The sequence below is a fragment of the Pseudomonas sp. PLMAX genome (assembly GCF_046042685.1).
In the GTDB taxonomy this organism is placed as follows: Bacteria; Pseudomonadota; Gammaproteobacteria; order Pseudomonadales; family Pseudomonadaceae; genus Aquipseudomonas; species Aquipseudomonas putida_AE.
Map to the genome: position 1 here is coordinate 1,717,659 of NZ_CP064949.1, position 17,573 is coordinate 1,735,231.

General features: G+C 59.8%; 17 protein-coding genes and 1 pseudogene. 11 read left to right on the forward strand and 7 right to left on the reverse strand.

The annotated features are described in order from the left end of the window. Positions 1 to 17: 17 nt before the first annotated feature. Both DKB71_RS07910 and DKB71_RS07915 read right to left on the reverse strand, forming a co-directional pair. On the reverse strand, positions 18 to 1,196 hold the full coding sequence (locus DKB71_RS07910; protein ID WP_046816791.1) for a VWA domain-containing protein: 1,179 nt from the start codon (positions 1,194 to 1,196) through the stop codon (positions 18 to 20). Between the two features lie 12 nt (positions 1,197 to 1,208). Beyond that, the gene (locus DKB71_RS07915) at positions 1,209 to 2,054 is read right to left on the reverse strand and encodes a MoxR family ATPase (RefSeq protein WP_008055443.1); all 846 of its coding nucleotides are present in this window, start codon (positions 2,052 to 2,054) and stop codon (positions 1,209 to 1,211) included. A gap of 231 nt (positions 2,055 to 2,285) precedes the next feature. On the opposite strand from DKB71_RS07915, the pseudogene DKB71_RS07920 reads away from it, so the two are divergent. After that, a pseudogene (locus tag DKB71_RS07920) lies at positions 2,286 to 2,515 on the forward strand (DUF4160 domain-containing protein). After that, a complete protein-coding gene (locus DKB71_RS07925) occupies positions 2,503 to 3,003 on the forward strand; it encodes a DUF2442 domain-containing protein (RefSeq protein ID WP_408600026.1) in 501 nt (166 codons plus the stop codon). The pseudogene DKB71_RS07920 and the gene DKB71_RS07925 overlap by 13 nt, the downstream one beginning before the upstream one ends. Here the strand turns inward: DKB71_RS07925 and DKB71_RS07930 are convergent. Next, positions 3,000 to 4,076, reverse strand: a complete 1,077-nt coding sequence (locus tag DKB71_RS07930; protein ID WP_408600027.1) for a DUF748 domain-containing protein — start codon at positions 4,074 to 4,076, stop codon at positions 3,000 to 3,002. The two genes, DKB71_RS07925 and DKB71_RS07930, sit on opposite strands and share 4 nt — an antisense overlap. Positions 4,077 to 4,205: 129 nt before the next feature. Between DKB71_RS07930 and cysK the strand changes: the two genes are divergently transcribed. The 6 genes from cysK to DKB71_RS07960 all read left to right on the forward strand — a co-directional run bounded on the left by cysK (position 4,206) and on the right by DKB71_RS07960 (position 10,671). Further along, complete coding sequence (gene cysK / locus DKB71_RS07935) at positions 4,206 to 5,180, forward strand: cysteine synthase A (RefSeq protein WP_274073553.1); 975 nt, start codon at positions 4,206 to 4,208, stop codon at positions 5,178 to 5,180. A 228-nt stretch (positions 5,181 to 5,408) separates the two neighbouring features. Next, positions 5,409 to 6,347 (forward strand): aspartyl/asparaginyl beta-hydroxylase domain-containing protein, encoded by a 939-nt coding sequence (locus DKB71_RS07940; protein WP_274073554.1) that lies wholly within the window; start codon positions 5,409 to 5,411, stop codon positions 6,345 to 6,347. Between the two features lie 265 nt (positions 6,348 to 6,612). After that, a complete protein-coding gene (rfbB, locus tag DKB71_RS07945) occupies positions 6,613 to 7,683 on the forward strand; it encodes a dTDP-glucose 4,6-dehydratase (protein ID WP_408600028.1) in 1,071 nt (356 codons plus the stop codon). Next, positions 7,680 to 8,576, forward strand: a complete 897-nt coding sequence (gene rfbD, locus DKB71_RS07950; RefSeq protein WP_408600029.1) for a dTDP-4-dehydrorhamnose reductase — start codon at positions 7,680 to 7,682, stop codon at positions 8,574 to 8,576. The genes rfbB and rfbD overlap by 4 nt, the downstream gene beginning before the upstream one ends. A 2-nt stretch (positions 8,577 to 8,578) precedes the next feature. Further along, the gene (rfbA, locus tag DKB71_RS07955) at positions 8,579 to 9,457 is read left to right on the forward strand and encodes a glucose-1-phosphate thymidylyltransferase RfbA (protein ID WP_408600030.1); all 879 of its coding nucleotides are present in this window, start codon (positions 8,579 to 8,581) and stop codon (positions 9,455 to 9,457) included. A gap of 350 nt (positions 9,458 to 9,807) precedes the next feature. Next, on the forward strand, positions 9,808 to 10,671 hold the full coding sequence (locus DKB71_RS07960; RefSeq protein ID WP_274073558.1) for a DMT family transporter: 864 nt from the start codon (positions 9,808 to 9,810) through the stop codon (positions 10,669 to 10,671). 108 nt (positions 10,672 to 10,779) lie between these two features. On the opposite strand, the gene DKB71_RS07965 is transcribed toward DKB71_RS07960, so the two are convergent. The 4 genes from DKB71_RS07965 to DKB71_RS07980 form a co-directional block, all read right to left on the reverse strand. Beyond that, on the reverse strand, positions 10,780 to 11,721 hold the full coding sequence (locus DKB71_RS07965; RefSeq protein WP_274073559.1) for a LysR family transcriptional regulator: 942 nt from the start codon (positions 11,719 to 11,721) through the stop codon (positions 10,780 to 10,782). A gap of 69 nt (positions 11,722 to 11,790) precedes the next feature. Beyond that, positions 11,791 to 13,320 (reverse strand): tripartite tricarboxylate transporter permease, encoded by a 1,530-nt coding sequence (locus DKB71_RS07970; protein ID WP_274073560.1) that lies wholly within the window; start codon positions 13,318 to 13,320, stop codon positions 11,791 to 11,793. After that, positions 13,317 to 13,850, reverse strand: a complete 534-nt coding sequence (locus DKB71_RS07975; RefSeq protein WP_323606768.1) for a tripartite tricarboxylate transporter TctB family protein — start codon at positions 13,848 to 13,850, stop codon at positions 13,317 to 13,319. The genes DKB71_RS07970 and DKB71_RS07975 overlap by 4 nt, the downstream gene beginning before the upstream one ends. Before the next feature lie 53 nt (positions 13,851 to 13,903). Further along, on the reverse strand, positions 13,904 to 14,920 hold the full coding sequence (locus DKB71_RS07980; RefSeq protein WP_274073562.1) for a tripartite tricarboxylate transporter substrate binding protein: 1,017 nt from the start codon (positions 14,918 to 14,920) through the stop codon (positions 13,904 to 13,906). 454 nt (positions 14,921 to 15,374) lie between these two features. On the opposite strand from DKB71_RS07980, the gene DKB71_RS07985 reads away from it, so the two are divergent. From DKB71_RS07985 to DKB71_RS07995, 3 genes are read left to right on the forward strand one after another with little or no spacing between them, the layout of a single operon-like run. Continuing rightward, complete coding sequence (locus tag DKB71_RS07985) at positions 15,375 to 15,512, forward strand: hypothetical protein (protein WP_408601189.1); 138 nt, start codon at positions 15,375 to 15,377, stop codon at positions 15,510 to 15,512. Then, complete coding sequence (locus DKB71_RS07990; protein WP_408600031.1) at positions 15,505 to 16,461, forward strand: amidohydrolase family protein; 957 nt, start codon at positions 15,505 to 15,507, stop codon at positions 16,459 to 16,461. The genes DKB71_RS07985 and DKB71_RS07990 overlap by 8 nt, the downstream gene beginning before the upstream one ends. Continuing rightward, positions 16,458 to 17,462 (forward strand): 4-hydroxythreonine-4-phosphate dehydrogenase PdxA, encoded by a 1,005-nt coding sequence (locus DKB71_RS07995; protein WP_408600033.1) that lies wholly within the window; start codon positions 16,458 to 16,460, stop codon positions 17,460 to 17,462. The genes DKB71_RS07990 and DKB71_RS07995 overlap by 4 nt, the downstream gene beginning before the upstream one ends. Positions 17,463 to 17,573 lie beyond the last annotated feature (111 nt).

Sequence of the window (17,573 nt, forward strand, 5' to 3'; positions counted from 1 at the left end):
TTTAGACCGTCACCCGATCATTTGGACAGAAACCGCATCCCTTCCTCCAACCCCCGCAGGGTCAACGGATACATCTGGTCCTCAATCAAATCCCGCACAATATTGGTCGACGAGGTATAACCCCAGGTGTCCTTCGGATACGGATTGATCCAGATGAGCTTCTTGTACTTCTCCTTGAACCGCTGCATCCACACATAACCGGCTTCTTCATTCCAGTGCTCGACGCTGCCACCCGGCTGGGTGATTTCGTAGGGCGCCATGGCGGCGTCACCGATGAAGATCACTTTGTAGTCGGCGCCGTACTTGTGCAGCAGGTCCATGGTCGAGGTGCGCTCGGAGGTGCGACGCATGTTGTTCTTCCACACCGACTCATAGATGAAGTTGTGGAAGTAGAAGTATTCCAGATGCTTGAACTCGGTCTTGCAGGCCGAGAACAACTCTTCGCAGATCTTCACGTGGGCGTCCATCGAGCCGCCGATGTCGAACAGCAGCAACAGCTTCACCGTGTTGCGCCGCTCCGGTCGCATCTGGATGTTCAGCAAGCCGGCATCCTTGGCGGTGTGATCGATGGTGCCATCGATGTCCAGCTCTTCCGCCGCGCCCTGACGGGCAAATTTGCGCAAGCGGCGCAGGGCGACCTTGATGTTGCGCGTGCCCAGCTCGACTGAATCGTCGAGGTTCTTGTACTCGCGCTGGTCCCAGACTTTCACGGCCTTGCCCTGGCGCTTGCCGGCATCGCCGACCCGAATGCCTTCCGGGTTGAAACCGCCGGAACCGAACGGGCTGGTACCACCGGTGCCGATCCACTTGTTGCCGCCGGCATGGCGTTCCTTCTGTTCTTCCAGGCGTTTCTTGAATTCTTCGATCAACTTGTCGAGGCCGCCAAGGGACTGGATCGCTGCCCGTTCTTCATCGGTCAGCGAGCGCTCGAACTCCTTGCGCAACCAGTCTTCCGGAATCAGGGCCTGGAGGTGATCGTCGAGCTTTTCCAGGCCATTGAAGTAGGCCCCGAAGGCCCGGTCGAACTTGTCGAAATGCTTTTCGTCCTTCACCAGGATCGCCCGGGACAGGTAATAGAACTCGTCCATGTCGGCGAAGGTCACGCGCTGTTTCAGCGCGTTGATCAGGTCCAGCAGCTCGCGCACCGAGACCGGCACCTTGGCTGCGCGCATTTCATTGAACAGGTTGAGCAGCATGGCATCAGCCTCTTATCGACTGCCGCGACGGCTCATGAACGCCAGACGCTCCAGCAATTGCACGTCCTGTTCGTTCTTCACCAAAGCGCCGGCCAGCGGCGGGATGGCCTTGGTCGGATCGCGCTCGCGCAGCACCGCTTCGCCGATGTTGTCGGCCATCAGCAGCTTCAGCCAGTCAACCAGTTCGGACGTCGATGGTTTTTTCTTCAGGCCCGGCACCTTGCGCACGTCGAAGAACACATCCAGCGCTTCGCTGACCAGGTCTTTCTTGATGTCCGGGTAATGCACGTCGACGATCCGCTGCATGGTCGTGCGATCCGGGAACGCGATGTAGTGGAAGAAGCAGCGGCGCAGGAAGGCGTCCGGCAGCTCTTTCTCGTTGTTGGAGGTAATGATGATGATCGGGCGCTTCTTGGCCTTGATGGTCTCGTCGATCTCGTAGACGTAGAACTCCATCTTGTCGAGTTCTTGCAGCAGGTCGTTGGGGAACTCGATGTCGGCCTTGTCGATTTCGTCGATCAGCAGGATGACCCGCTCTTCGGATTCGAAGGCTTCCCAGAGCTTGCCCTTTTTCAGGTAGTTGCGAACGTCGTGGACCTTTTCCGTGCCGAGCTGCGAATCGCGCAGGCGGCTGACCGCGTCGTACTCATAGAGGCCCTGGTGAGCCTTGGTGGTGGACTTGATGTGCCAGGTGATCAGCTTGGCGCCAAAGGAGTCGGCCAGTTGTTCGGCGAGCATGGTCTTGCCGGTGCCAGGTTCGCCCTTGACCAGCAGTGGCCGCTCCAGGGTGATGGCGGCGTTGACCGCCAGCTTCAGGTCATCGGTGGCGACGTAGGCCTGGGTGCCTTCGAACTTCATCTGCTAATCCTCGAACGGTAACGCCGGCCTGAGCGAGGCAGGGCGCAGGGGTGCAATGAAAGGTGCAATAAAAGGTGCAATAAAATGGTCAGCCCCGACTATAACGCGGTGTCCGGTCGACTGTGAACGCAGACGGCTTATTCAGTCTCTGAATGGAGCGTCACATCTTGACTCAGTCTCGGCGGCTGGCCAGTATTGAGATATCGCCATTTTGGCGATAGCTTGCCGGGCATGTCTACTAAATACCGATTTCGAGATACGTATCGCATTCAGCTGCGAGAGAAGGGCCATCCGCCGCCTCACGTTCATCTGTCCGGTGGAGGGCTGGATGTCATGCTGAGCCTGGAAACCGTCGAAGTGATGGCAGGCAAGGCGCCGCCGCTGATTATCAAGGAGCGCTCGGGTGGATCAGAGCCCATCAGGCGCAATTGCTGGAGGATTGGAAACGATGTTACCCATGAAGCGACCACGACTATCAGCAGTGGAAGTACTGCCGGATTATCGGCTGGCGTTGACGTTCATCGATGGTCAACAACTGACCCTGGACCTGAGTCGCGACCTGCAGGTTTTTGCCGGCCTGCAGCCTTTGCGTGGCAGCGCTTTCGAGGGGGCCATGCTGGGTGACGATGGCTGGTGCGTGGAGTGGCCTGAGCAGGACATCCAGATCGGTGCCGACACCCTGTACCTGGATGCGCTGGCGCAAAACGCGTCGGACGAAAATACCCGGATTTTCATCGACTGGCGCGCTCGAACCGGATTGCCGCTGAATCAGGCCGCCGAGGCGTTGGGCGTCAGCGCCCGCAGCATCAGTCGGTACAGCAGTGGCCGAGAGGCGGTACCGCGATCACTGGCCCTGGCCTGCCTGGGATGGGATTTCCTGCAACAGCAAGCCAATCCACTACGGGCAGCCGAAGACACCGGGCGTTACACTGTCACGCGTAAAAACTAATCGGCCTCCGGCTTGGGTCGTTCATAGCGCGCATTGAATGCCTGGATGAAACCATTGCGTAAAATCTGCAAAAACGCCTGGAACGCGCTGATATCTTTTTGATGGACGTTGCCGCTGAGCTCTACCCGGGTGGCAAACTGGTTCTTGCCCTGGTTTTTCAGCACGGTTTCCGAGCCGCCGACGATAGCCTCCCAGATGGAACGAAAGATCCCCTTGTCCTTGTTTTCCACATCCTGTTGCCAGTTGAACACGTCGACATCCCGCAGCAGCGGTTTGATATAGCCAGTCAGTTTGGCTTTATTCGCCTTGGCTTCGATGACCACGTCGCCATGGCCGGCATTGAAATCGAACTTGCCGTAGGCCGAAGCGAAGTCATTCATGCGTTTGAGCTCAATGTTCCGGGCCCGCATGCGAAATTCGAAATCTTCGAAGTTGCTCAGGGGGTCGAAGGTGGCCGTGGTTTCCAGGGGCGCGTGACCCAGCAGTAGCGCCTTGCCTTCGAAGCGGGCGTCGCGTTTGCCTTTGGCATCGACCACGTTAGTCAGGTTGTAGATGCTCAGGTCGACCTTGGTGGCATTCATGTTCACCGGTGGCTTGGAATTGAAGTTGCGAAAGCTGATCTTGCCATCGTCGATCCGCACTTCATCCAGGGTGATCGGCAGCAATTTCCCCAGTTGGGCACGCCAGTCGGTGCCTTCGCCGGTTTGCGAGTTCTGTTTGTTGGCCCCGCCGTCGACAAAGTTGACCTCGGGCCTGAGGAACGTCACTTGGGCGACCACCGCGTGGTCGTGCCACAGCGAATGCCAACTGACCGAGAGATCGATCAGCGGCGCATTGACGAAGGGCACAGGCACCTTGCCCTCGACCTTGACGATTTTCAGGCCGTTGATCTTGTAGGCACCGCGCCACAGGGCCAGGTCCACGTCGGTGATCTGGCCACGGTAATCGCCCATGTTCGCCAACCGGTCATTCAGGTAGTCGCGCACCAGGTAGGGCAGGGCGAAATGCAGGGCAATCAGCAACACAAGGAGGCCGGTGAAGCTCCACAACGGCCAGCGGTATCGACGTTTCATGGTGGTAATTCTCTGACGTTCTAAAGCCATTGACTGCGGTTACATCCGGACGTTCGACCTGACTGGACGCCCAGGGGCAAGAGGCTTACCTTGATGCCCTATTTCAATGCTGTCGTTAAGGACCCAGCCATGAGCCGTATCTACGCTGACAATGCCCATTCCATCGGCAACACGCCGTTGGTGCAGATCAACCGTATCGCGCCGCGTGGCGTTACCATCCTGGCCAAGATAGAGGGGCGCAACCCCGGTTACTCGGTCAAGTGCCGGATTGGCGCCAACATGATCTGGGACGCCGAAAGCACAGGCAGGCTCAAGCCGGGCATGACCATCGTCGAGCCGACGTCCGGCAATACCGGCATCGGCCTGGCCTTCGTTGCCGCCGCCCGTGGCTACAAATTGATGCTGACCATGCCGGCATCCATGAGCATCGAGCGCCGCAAGGTACTCAAGGCGCTGGGGGCGGAACTGGTGCTGACCGAGCCGGCCAAGGGCATGAAAGGCGCGATCGAGAAGGCCGGGGAAATAGTCGCCAGTGATCCGGCCCGCTTTTTCATGCCGGCGCAATTCGACAACCCGGCCAACCCCGCCATCCACGAAAAAACCACCGGGCCCGAGATCTGGAACGATACCGACGGCGCGGTGGATGTCCTGGTGGCCGGTGTCGGAACCGGCGGAACCATTACCGGCGTTTCACGGTATATCAAGAATACCCAGGGCAAACCCATCGTCTCGGTGGCGGTGGAGCCAGCGGTATCACCGGTGATTTCCCAGGCATTGGCCGGTGAAGAAATCAAGCCGAGCCCGCACAAGATCCAGGGCATCGGTGCCGGTTTCGTGCCGAAAAACCTCGACCTGTCGATCGTTGACCGGGTGGAGCTGGTCACCGACGAGGAGTCCAAGGCCATGGCGCTGCGCTTGATGCAGGAAGAAGGCATCCTGTGCGGCATCTCCTGCGGCGCCGCGATGGCCGTGGCGGTACGCCTGGCCGAGACCCCGGAGATGCAGGGCAAGACCATTGTGGTGATCCTTCCGGATTCCGGTGAACGTTATTTGTCGAGCATGCTGTTCAGCGATCTGTTTACCGAGCAGGAGAACCAGCAGTAACGGGTAGGGAAGGCTGGATGATGGAGAAGGGGAGTCCCCTTCTCCATCAGGTGTCCTGACGCGGATCAGCAAGCGTTCAGGCACCTTGTGTTAAGACATGCTTTGTTGCGCATTCCTTAACACTGTATGTCGGGTTACACGGGTTTTTCCCGCGATTGGTAATGTTTATCATGCCAACGGCCGCGTCGAGGAATGGCGTTGCGTAGATTATCGATCAAGGAGTTGTAAATGAGCGTTTCGGTTGCCGCGAAAGCGTCGTTGTTGCTGCTGTTTCTGGGCAGTACCCTCTATGTACATTTGCGTGGCAAGGCGCGCTTGCCGGTCTTGCGTCAGTTCGTCAACCATTCGGCCCTGTTTGCCCCCTATAACGCCTTGATGTATCTGTTCTCCGGCGTGCCTTCAAAACCCTACCTGGACCGCAGCAGGTTTCCCGAGCTGGATGTGCTCAAGGACAATTGGCAAGTTATCCGCGAAGAAGCGCTGCACCTGTTCGATGAGGGGTACATCCGCGCCGCGGAAAAAAACAACGATGCCGGCTTCGGTTCGTTTTTCAAGAAGGGCTGGAAGCGCTTCTACCTCAAGTGGTACGACCAACCCTTGCCCTCGGCCGAGTTGCTGTGCCCGCAGACCGTAGCGCTGGTCAGCGCGATTCCCAACGTCAAGGGGGCCATGTTTGCCCTGCTGCCGGGGGGCAGTCATCTCAATCCGCACCGCGATCCATTTGCCGGCTCTTTGCGCTACCACCTGGGGCTGTCGACGCCCAACAGCGACGCTTGTCGCATCTTTGTCGACGGTCAGGCCTACGCCTGGCGTGATGGTGAAGACGTGATGTTCGACGAAACCTATGTGCACTGGGTCAAGAACGAAACCGACAAGACCCGGGTCATTCTGTTTTGCGACATCGAGCGGCCGCTCAGTAACCGCTTGATCACCGGCATCAACCGCTGGATCAGCCGCCTGCTGGGGCGCGCCACCGCGCCGCAGAACCTTGCGGATGAACGGGTGGGCGGGATCAACCAGGCCTATGCCTGGAGCAAGCAGTTCAGCGACAGGTTCAGCGGGCTGGTCAAGCAGTGGAAACGCCGTCACCCCAAGGCGTATCGGGCAATGCGGCCGATCTTGGCGATTGGCGTGCTGGGGTTACTGGGCCATTGGCTGATAGGCTGAGCACTCGATGGCCAAAGGCCGGGAAAAAAGATCGCCACCAGGCGATCTTTTTTTTTATTTTTGGGAGCTAAGCTATATTACGAATGTCGCCTGTTAATGCCGTTCAGGGCGTCGGGGGAGTCTATACAGAGCCAGTCGTAGAGCTGGCGAGCGCTGGTTGAATGTTCAAACCCTTATCCAAAATCCTTGCGACAGCAGAGTTTCCTTGGCAGTAACGCCATTGGGGGGCCGATCCTCGCAACCTTACTGAAAAAGGTCTGAATCAATGACCATCCTGGTAACTGGCGGTGCAGGCTTCATTGGGGCAAATTTCGTATTGGATTGGCTGGCTCACTCCGATGAAACCGTAGTCAATCTGGACAAGCTGACCTATGCCGGCAACCTGGATAACCTCAGCAGCCTGTCGGGCAATACCCGGCATGTATTCGTGCAGGGCGATATCGGTGACAGTGCCCTGGTCGAGCGCTTGCTCGAAGAGCACCAGCCCCGTGCCATTCTCAATTTTGCCGCCGAGTCCCATGTCGACCGCTCCATCCACGGGCCGCAGGCCTTCATCGACACCAACATCGTCGGCACTTTCCGCTTGCTCGAAGCCGTGCGCGCCTACGCCAAGGGGCTGGCGCCCGATGCGCTGCAGGCCTTTCGCTTCCTGCACGTGTCCACCGACGAAGTCTACGGCTCACTGGCCAAGGACGAAGCGGCGTTCAACGAAAACCACCCCTATGAACCCAACAGCCCTTACTCGGCCAGCAAAGCCGCCAGCGACCACCTGGTGCGCGCCTACCATCACACCTATGGCCTGCCGGTACTGACCACCAACTGCTCGAACAACTACGGTCCGTATCACTTCCCGGAAAAGCTTATTCCGCTGATGATCGTCAACGCGCTGTCCGGCCAGGCATTGCCGGTCTATGGCGATGGCCAGCAGATTCGCGACTGGTTGTACGTCAAGGACCACTGCAGCGCCATCCGCCGCGTGTTGGAGGCCGGCAACGTGGGTGAGGTCTACAACGTCGGTGGCTGGAACGAAAAAACCAATCTCGAGATCGTGCACACCGTCTGCGCGTTGCTCGATGAGCTGCGTCCGCGTGCCGACGGCCAGCCCTACCATGCACAGATCAGCTACGTGACCGATCGGCCCGGGCACGATCGACGTTATGCCATCGATGCCCGCAAGCTTGAGCGTGAACTGGGCTGGAAGCCGGCGGAAACCTTCGAGACCGGCATTCGCAAAACCGTGCAGTGGTACCTGGACAACCAGGATTGGGTACGCAATATCCAGTCCGGCGCCTACCGCGAATGGGTCGAGAAAAACTATGCCGGGCGCAATGCATGAAACTGCTATTGCTCGGCAGGAACGGCCAGGTGGGTTGGGAGCTGCAACGCAGTCTCGCGCCCCTTGGCGAGGTGTTGGCGCTGGACTCCGCAAGTCAGGAGTACTGCGGCGATCTGACGGATTTGCCAGGGCTGGCTGCCACCGTGCAGCGCTTCGCGCCTGACGTTATCGTGAACGCAGCGGCCTACACCGCGGTCGACAAGGCTGAAAGCGAATCGCAGCTGGCCCATCGGGTCAATGCCGATGCACCGGCGGTGCTGGCTCGCGAGGCGTTACGGCTCAAGGCTTTGCTGGTGCATTACTCCACCGATTATGTGTTCGCAGGGCTTGGCCATACGCCCTGGCAGGAACAGGATCCGGTCGCGCCTTTGAGTGTCTATGGGGCCAGTAAGCTGGCCGGCGAACAGGCGATCGCCGCCAGCGGCTGTGCGCATCTGATCCTGCGTACCAGTTGGGTGTATTCCGCTCGGGGCAACAACTTTGCCACGACCATGCTGCGCCTGGCCCGGGAACGTGAACGCCTGGCCGTGATCGACGATCAGTTCGGCGCGCCAACCGGTGCCGAATTGCTCGCGGATGTGACCGCCCATGCCATCCGTAGCCTGCTGGCCGACCCGCAATTGAGCGGGATCTACCATCTTGCAGCCGCTGGCGAAACCACCTGGTGTCGCTATGCTCGTTTTGTACTCGAACATGCCGAGCGGGCAGGGATGAAGCTCAAGGTTGGCCCGGCAATGGTCGACGCGATCGGCACCGAGGCGTACCCGACGCCGGCACGACGCCCATGCAATTCCCGACTCGATACGCAAAAACTGCAAAAGGCCTTTGCGCTGAGCTTGCCTGACTGGAAAGTCGGCGTGACACGGATGCTCGCAGAAATACTGGAGAAATGAATATGCTCAATCGTAAAGGCATCATCCTTGCCGGCGGCTCTGGTACTCGACTGCATCCGGCGACATTGTCCATTTCCAAGCAGCTGCTGCCGGTCTACGACAAACCGATGATCTACTACCCGCTGAGCACCCTGATGCTGGCGGGTATCCGCGATATCCTGATCATCTCCACGCCACAGGACACCCCACGCTTCGAACAGCTGCTGGGGGATGGCACCCGTTGGGGCCTGAACATTGCCTATGCGGTGCAGCCTTCGCCCGATGGCCTGGCACAGGCCTTCATCATCGGCGAAGACTTTATCGGCAACGACCCCAGCGCCCTGGTCCTGGGTGACAACATCTATCACGGCCACGACTTCATCAATATTCTGCAAAGTGCCATGGCGCGTCAGGCGGGGGCGAGTGTCTTTGCCTATCACGTCAATGACCCGGAGCGTTACGGCGTGGTCGAGTTCGACAGCCAGGGCACGGCGATCAGCCTCGAAGAAAAGCCACTCAAGCCCAAGTCGAATTTTGCGGTCACCGGGCTGTATTTCTATGACAACGACGTTGTCGAGATGGCCAAGAGCATCAAGCCATCGGCGCGGGGTGAGCTGGAGATTACCGATATCAACAGTCTCTACCTGGAACAGGGCAACCTGTCGGTAGAAATCATGGGCCGCGGTTACGCCTGGCTGGATACCGGAACCCACGACTCATTGCTCGATGCCAGCCAGTTCATTGCCACGCTCGAGCGTCGCCAGGGCCTCAAAGTCGCTTGTCCTGAAGAGATTGCCTTCCGGCAGAAATGGATCGATGCCGATCAGCTGCAGAAACTGGCGGCGCCATTGGCAAAAAATGGTTATGGCCAATACCTTAACCGTCTTTTGCAAGAGGGTTGATGCCTGCCACACCTCTGGTTATAGTCAGCTCAAGCAGGTCTGCATGACCTGCTTTTCAACTTTTCGAAAAAGATCAGCCCAATGCCTGCAACCCTCATCAACGCGGTAGTCGATTCAGCGGTCAACGCTGGCGTCGTGCCGTGCGGGAACCAGCAGCCTGTGCAGATCAGTCATTACCCCCCACCTGTCCGTAGCACGCCGGTGTACGCAGTCGTATCACCGCCGGGTGTTGGCATTTCGGGCTGATCAGCATTGCTCTGCTGACCCTCTCCGAAACGCGCCCGCTTGAAAAAACTACTGGATTTCAGCTTCGGCTGAATTGGCTTCTTGCCTGACTACAGGTGGTATTCATGTTTGTCCTTTCGAAAAAGTCCGCGCTCGCGGCGGCTTCCACGAGCCTGTTCGTTCTGCTGTGGAGCAGCGGGGCGATCTTCTCCAAGTGGGGGCTGGCCCACGCATCACCCTTTGCCTTTCTGTTGATTCGCTTCGTCATCGCGTTGTGCGGCCTGGTGTTGCTGATGCCGCTGCTGAAGCTGAAGTTGCCCAAGGGCGGCAGGCCGATGTTGTATGCGATGGCGACTGGTGTGGTGTTGCTGGGGGCGTATCAGATTTTTTATCTGCTGGCGCTCGACCTAAAGGTCACGCCCGGTGTAATGGCGACCATCATGGGCGTGCAACCGATTCTCACGGTGGTGCTCATGGAGCGCCAGCGCTCGGCCAGCCGCATGTTCGGCCTGTCGATGGGCCTGGCCGGGTTGATCATGGTGGTCTATCAGGGCATCGGCCTGGCCGGCATGTCGCTGGCCGGGATGCTCTTCGGCCTGCTGGCGCTGGCAAGTATGACCTTCGGTTCGATCATGCAAAAACGCATCACCGATAATCCCCTCGGCACGCTCCCGGTGCAGTACCTGGCCGGGTTGTTGCTCTGCGGGATATTTGTGCCGTTCCAGCCGTTTCATTTCGAACACGGCAGCGGTTTCATCGTGCCGGTGTTGTGGATGGGGCTGGTGGTGTCGGTGCTGGCGACCCTGTTGCTGTACCGCTTGATCGCCCGGGGCGACCTGGTGAATGTCACCAGCCTGTTCTATCTGGTGCCGGCCGTGACGGCCGTGATGGATTACCTGATTTTCGGCAATCGTCTGGCGCTGTTGAGTATCCTCGGCATGGTGCTGATTATCGTTGGCCTGGTGTTCGTGTTCCGTAAAACCGCGTAAACGCATTTCCCTGTAGGAGCTGCCGAGTGCAACGAGGCTGCGATCTTTTGACCTTTTAAAAGCAAGATCAAAAGATCGCAGCCTCCGGCAGCTCCTACAGGGGCCTTTTTATTTGCTCAGCGCATGCTCGGCCCGCACCGAGTTCATGAACGCCTGCATCGCCGAGGATTGAATGCGATGGCGGCGGGTGATCAAGCCGTAGGGTGGCAGTCGTGCTTCGAATTTGATCGGCAACACCGCCAGCAGGTCTCGACCGGGATAATCCTCGACCACCGACACCGGTGTGACACCGAGCATATCGGTCTGCTGGATCAACGAGAGCAGGGTCATGATCGAGGTGGTTTCGACGATGCTGCTGGGAATGTCGACCCGCGCATTGTGGAACACCTGATTGATGATCGCGCGCATCGGGCTTGGCTGCTGTTGCAGCACCCAGGTCATGTTCTGCAATTCTGCCCAACCCAGTTGCTTCTCCTGCGCCAGCGGATTTTGCGCACCGGCAATCACGCACAGGGCTTCTTCGCCCAGGCTGTCGAACAGCAGTTCTTCGGCCCGTGCTCCGGGCGGAATCCTTCCTAAAACGATGTCCAGTTGATCCTGCAATAGCGCCTGTACCAGCACGTCGCTGGTGTCGACCTGGATGCTCATGGACAAGCGTGGATGGCTTTGCTTCAAGGTCGCGATGGTGCGGGTCAACAGCCCGGAAGCCAGCGCCGGAATCGCGCCAACGGCGACCCGCCCCAGGTTGCCCGATTGCAGCGCCACCAGTTCTTCGCGCATGCCGCTGAGCTCAGCGAAGACCATGCGTGCGTAGTAGATGACGGTTTCACCGAACGGGGTCGAGCGCATGCCCCGAGGCAGCCGTTCAAACAGCTCGACGCCGAGCAGGTCCTCGGCCTCATGCAGCATCTTGGTCGCTGCCGGTTGGGTCATGCCGATGTGGTCGGCGGCGCGGCGCAAAGAACCGAACTCCTCCAGCGCGAGCATCAGCCGCAGCTGGCGCAGCCGCAGTCGACTGTGGATTACATTGGCATCAGGAATTCGGGACATGGGCCGCACTCGCAATCAGGACTGCGGCAAGCCTGACAACAAATGTCAGGCGTTGCCAGCATTGCTGTGTCACAGCACCGATTTTGGCTTGGCGACCTGGGGTTTACGAAAGCCCATCAGGGCTGCCAGGGCCTTGGAAATCAGCGGCCAGAACAGCATCAGCAGCGCCGCCGTGGTCAGGCTGCCGACCAATGGGTTGGACCAGAAGATCCCCAGGTGCCCGTCAGAGAACAGCATCGACTGACGGAACGCATCTTCGGCCTTGTCACCCAATACCGCCGCCAGTACCAGTGGCGCAATCGGGTAGCCGAGTTTCTTGAACAGATAACCCAACGCGCCGAAACCGAGCATCAGCACCACGTCGAAGAACGAGTTGTGTACCGAGTAGGCACCGATGGCGCAGACCATGATGATGATCGGCGCGATGATCGAGAACGGAATGCGCAGGATCGAGGCGAACAGCGGCACGGTGGCCAACACCACGATCAGGCTCACCACGTTGCCCAGGTACATGCTCGCGATCAGGCCCCAGACAAAGTCATGCTGCTCGACGAACAGGGTTGGCCCAGGGTGCAGGCCCCAGATCATCAAGCCGCCGAGCATCACCGCTGCGGTGGCGGAACCGGGAATACCCAGGGTCAGCATCGGCAGCAAGGCGCTGGTGCCGGCGGCGTGGTCGGCGGTTTCCGGGGCGATCACGCCTTCGAGTTCACCCTTGCCGAAGTTGTCGCGGTTCTTCGAGAAACGCCGCGCCAGGCTATAGCTCATGAACGATGCGGCGGTCGGCCCGCCCGGGGTAATGCCCATCCAGCAACCGACCAGGGTGCTGCGCACAATGGTCCACCAGTAGCGCGGCAACTTGGCCCAGGTGCGCAAAATCACCATCGGCGTGATGCGCGCGTGTTCGCCACGGAACACCAGGCCTTCCTCCACGGTGCAGAGGATTTCGCCGATACCGAACAGGCCGATCACCGCCACTTCGAAACTGATTCCGGTCATCAGGGTCGGCTGATCGAACGTCAACCGCAGGTTGCCGGACACGGTGTCCATGCCGACCGCCGCCATGGCGAAACCGATCATCATCGCCACCACGGTTTTCAGCGGCGGGTTCTTGCTCATGCCGATGAAGGTGCAGAACGCCAACAGGTACACCGCGAAGAACTCCGGCGAACTGAACGACATGGCGAAGGCGGCAATCTTCGTCGAGAGGAAGGTCAGCAGCAACACCCCGGCCAGTGCACCCAGCAATGCCGAACTGAACGCGGCGGTCAGGGCTTCGGCGGCGCGACCTTCGCGGGCCATCGGGTAGCCGTCGAACGTCGTCGCCACCGATGAGGGCTCACCGGGGATGTTGAACAGGATCGAGGTGATCGAGCCGCCAAACAGCGCGCCCCAGTACATGCACGACAGCAGGATGATCGCCGACACCGGCGACATGGTGAAGGTCAGCGGCAGCAACAGTGCCACGCCATTGGGGGCGCCGAGGCCGGGCAAGACGCCGACCAGGATGCCCAGCAGCACGCCGATCACCATCAGGCCGATGTGGCCTGGGGTCAGGATCAGGTTCATGCCTTGCAACAGGGAATCGAATTCGCTCATTTGAAGTTTCTCCCGGCCAGGGCAATCCAGTCGCCCAACGGGCCGGCATCCAGCGGGACCTTGAACCACAGCGCGAAAATCAGGTAACTGGCGAGTACCGCGCCGAGGGATATACAGGCAATCATCAGTTTGCCGTAAGGCTTGGCGCGGTCCTTGTCACGCCACATGAACCAGGCGATGAAGCACGCCGAGGCGACATAGATGCCGGTCAGTGGCATGGCCGCGACGAACAGTGCAATCGGGATGAACACCGACAGCACTTGCCTGAACGCACTGCGACTGACGAAGGCAACGCTCAGCGCTTGCCAGCGCACCAGGGTCAGCACAAAGTTGGCCACGCTTGCGGCGCTCAGCATCAGGCCGATGTAGAAGGGGAAGTAACCCGGCTCGGGGCCGGCATCGCCCCAGCCGATACCCTGTTCGACACTGCCGAACATCACCACCACGCCGATCAGCGCCGTGAAGAGGGTCAGGCCGAGCTCGACCCAACGGGTGCCGACCAGCGCGGGTGAATCCGAAGAATGGGACATGAAGACACCTCCAGCAGATGACGGCCGCCCGCAGGCGAGCGGCCGTGACAACGTCAGTTTTTCAGCCAGCCGGCTTCCTTGAAGACCGGGGTGACGCGGGCGGTGTCTTTTTCGATGTAGGCGGTCAGCGGCTCGCCCTCGAGGAAGGTCGGCACCAGCGCGTTCTGCTTGACGTAGGCCTTGAACTCCGGCGTTTCGGTGACCTTGCGCATCAGCTCGACATAGAACGCGCGTTGCTCGGCGGAAATGTCGCCAGGCATGAACACGGTGCGCGGGAAGCGGTATTGATCGATGCCCAGGCCTTGTTCGTGGCAGGTCGGTACGTCGGCCCAGGATTTGTCGCCGGCGACTTTTTCGGTGTAGGCCATGCGCTCCTTACTGAACACGCAGAGCGGTTCGACCTGATCGCCGCGCCATTGGCTGATGCTTTCGCTGGGGTTGTTGACGTTGGCGGCGATGTGCTTGCCGGCCAGCTGGGTCGCGGCCTCGCTGCCGCTTTTGAACGGGATATACACCAGTTTGCTGTTGGTGGTCTGGTTCAGCAGCAGGGTCAGGGTCTGGTCGACATCCTTGGACTGGCTGCCACCCATGCGCAGTTTCGACGGGTCGGCCTTGACCGCTTCGTAGAAGCTTTTCGCATCCTTCCACGGTGCGCCTTTGTAGCTCCAGAGAATGAAGTCATCCTCGGCCACGGCGGCAATCGGGGTCAGCTCCTGCCATTGATAGCCGAGCTTGGACACCAGCGGCAACAGGTAGATGTTGTTGGTGCCGATCACCAGCTTCTCGGCATCGCCCTTGTTCATTTTCATGTCGAGGAAAGCCTCGGCGCCGTTGCCTCCACCCTTGTTCAGGACGATGGTATTAACGTCGAGCAGTTTATGCGTGGTGATGATCGACTGGATCAGGCGACCGAGTTGGTCGGTACCGCCACCGGGGCCACCGGCGACGACGATTTCGACGTTCTTGTCCGGTTGCCAGGCGGCTTGAGCGAGCGCGGGAAGGGCGCCGGCGGCGATCAGGGTGCAGCCAAGAAACAGACGGGAAGTGCGACGGACGAATGCATTTCGCATGGGAGGGCCTCGTTTCTGTGTTTTTGTAATTGTTATGAGCGACTTGTTTGAGCGGTAAAGCCGCAAGCCTGGAGTGAGTGTGGGAAGAGGCAGCCCCCGCGTCTAGTCAAAACAATACATACACCGATAGCCTGGGGTTATAGCTAGTCAAACGAAGCAAGACTTCTGTAGGAGCAAGCTTGCTCGCGATGGACTCACGAGCGCTGCGCTAATTCAGGAAACACGCGTTTTCGTTGACGATCATCGCGAGCAAGCTCGCTCCGACAGAAAAGAAAGGTCCAACATTGAAAGATCGTTGAAAGCACGGCGTGCCATAACCCGAAGCTATCGCCTGATTTCAAGTTTTGATTAGACGGTTATCACCGGGCCTTCGATAGTGCTCATCAACACCGTGAAAAACGCGGCACAGGTTAATGTCTGCAACTGTACAACAATAAAAATTGAGGGACGCGCAATGGCTCGTCACCAGTGCGGTGTGATTATGCAAATGAGCGGTGGATTTGTCCCGGTACCGGGATTCTTCGCGGTGTGCTCGGCAGTGTTCGTGCTGGCTACGTTGTTCATCAGTCTCGACGAGGTGCGCCATGGGTGAACTGTGGAACGGTCCCATCATCGATGCCCATCATCACTTCTGGGACCCAACGATCAACGACCATCCGTGGCTGGCGCCGGAGGCGAACATCCCGTTTCGCTACGGCGATTACTCCGCGATCAAGCGCCGTTATTTGCCCGACGATTACTTCGCCGATGCCGGCGACCAGCGAGTCGTGCAAACGGTGTATGTCGAGACCGAATGGAACCCGCAGGACCCGATTGGCGAAACCCGTTTCATCGAGCAACTGGCCGCCCGCTACGGCGTGCCGAATGCGATCGTCGCGCAAGCCTGGCTCGACCACCCGGACGCCATTGCCGTGCTGCGCGAGCAGGCCAGTCACAAGTGCGTGCGCAGCGTCCGGCACAAGCCCGGGGGACCGACGTCACCCGTGCAGTTCGGCCGGGTGCGCAGCCTGATGAGCGACGAGCACTGGCGGCGCGGTTATGCCGCGCTGGAGGGCTTGGGCCTGCACTTCGATCTGCAAACCCCCTGGTGGAACCTGCCCGAAGCTGAGCGACTGGCCCGGGATTTCCCCGGTATCACCCTGATTCTCAACCACGCCGGCTTGCCCAGCGACCGCAGCGCCGAAGGCCTGGCCGGTTGGCGCGCCGCGATGGCGCGGCTGGCGCAGTGGCCCAACGTGCAGGTCAAGATTTCCGGCCTGGGCCAGGCGGGGCGAGCGTGGCGCGCCATCGACAACGCCTGGATCGTGCGCGAAATCATCGCGATGTTCGGCAGCAAGCGGGCGATGTTCGCCAGTAACTTTCCGGTGGACAGCCTGTGTGGCTCGTTCAACGACATCTACAACGGTTTCAAATCCATCGTCGCCGATCTGCCAGTTGCCGATCAGGAGCGACTGTTCTACAGCAACGCGCGGCGCATCTACCGCTGCGAACCTTGCGCCATTGACCGGGCGCGGCCTGAATCCTTGAGGAGAGAAGCATGAACAAGACAACCATCGCGATGGTCCTGGGCGACCCCGCGGGCATCGGTCCGGAACTGATCGCACGCTTGCTCGGCGAGCCCGATGTACGCAGCCAGGCGAATGTGATCCTGATTGCCGACGAAGCGGAAATGCGGCGCGGCATGCGCATCGCCGGTGTGGAGTTTCCCTATCGCCGGGTGGAGTCGCTGGAGCAGCTGTCATTCGTTGACGACACACCGCTGTTCTACGACTTTCGCGGCGACACTGTCGGTGAATTTCCGCGCAGCGAGTCCAGTGTCATTGGCGGTCGCTACAGCCTCGACACCCTGGAGGTCGCCCTGCGCCTGACCGAGGCCGGGACCACCGACGCGATATTGTTCGGGCCGCTGAACAAGACTTCGTTGCACATGGCCGGCATGGCCCACAACGATGAGTTGCATTGGTTCGCCGAGCTGCTGGACTTCCACGGGCCGTTCTGCGAATTCAACGTGCTCGACAATCTGTGGACTTCCCGTGTGACCTCCCACGTGGCGTTGGCTGAAGTTCCGGGCCTGCTCAGCCAGGCGCGGGTGGTGGAAGCGATTCAACTGATCGACACCGCGCTCAAGCGCAACGGCCTGGAAAAACCGCGCATCGGCGTCTGCGGCTTGAACCCGCACAACGGCGACAACGGTTCGTTCGGTCGCGAAGAGCTGGACATCATCGGCCCGGCCGTGCGTTCGGCCCAGGCATTGGGGATCGCGGCGGAAGGGCCGTATCCGGGGGACACGATTTTCCTCAAGGTCCAGGGTGATGCCAGTGCCTTTGACGCGGTGGTGACGATGTACCACGACCAGGGGCAGATCGCGATCAAGTTGATGGGCTTCTCCCGTGGCGTCACGGTCCAGGGCGGCCTGCCCATCCCGATCACCACACCGGCCCACGGCACCGCGTTCGATATCGCGGGGCAGGGCAAGGCGAATGTCGGCGCGACTCGCCAGGCGTTCGAGATTGCCTGCCGGATGGGTGGCAACAGCTACTGACACAACGCAATACCCCTGTAGGAGCTGGCTTGCCAGCGAAGACGGCCTGACAGACACCCCTGAGGTGCCTGTCGGGCCGCTTTCGCTGGCAAGCCAGCTCCTACAGTTTTA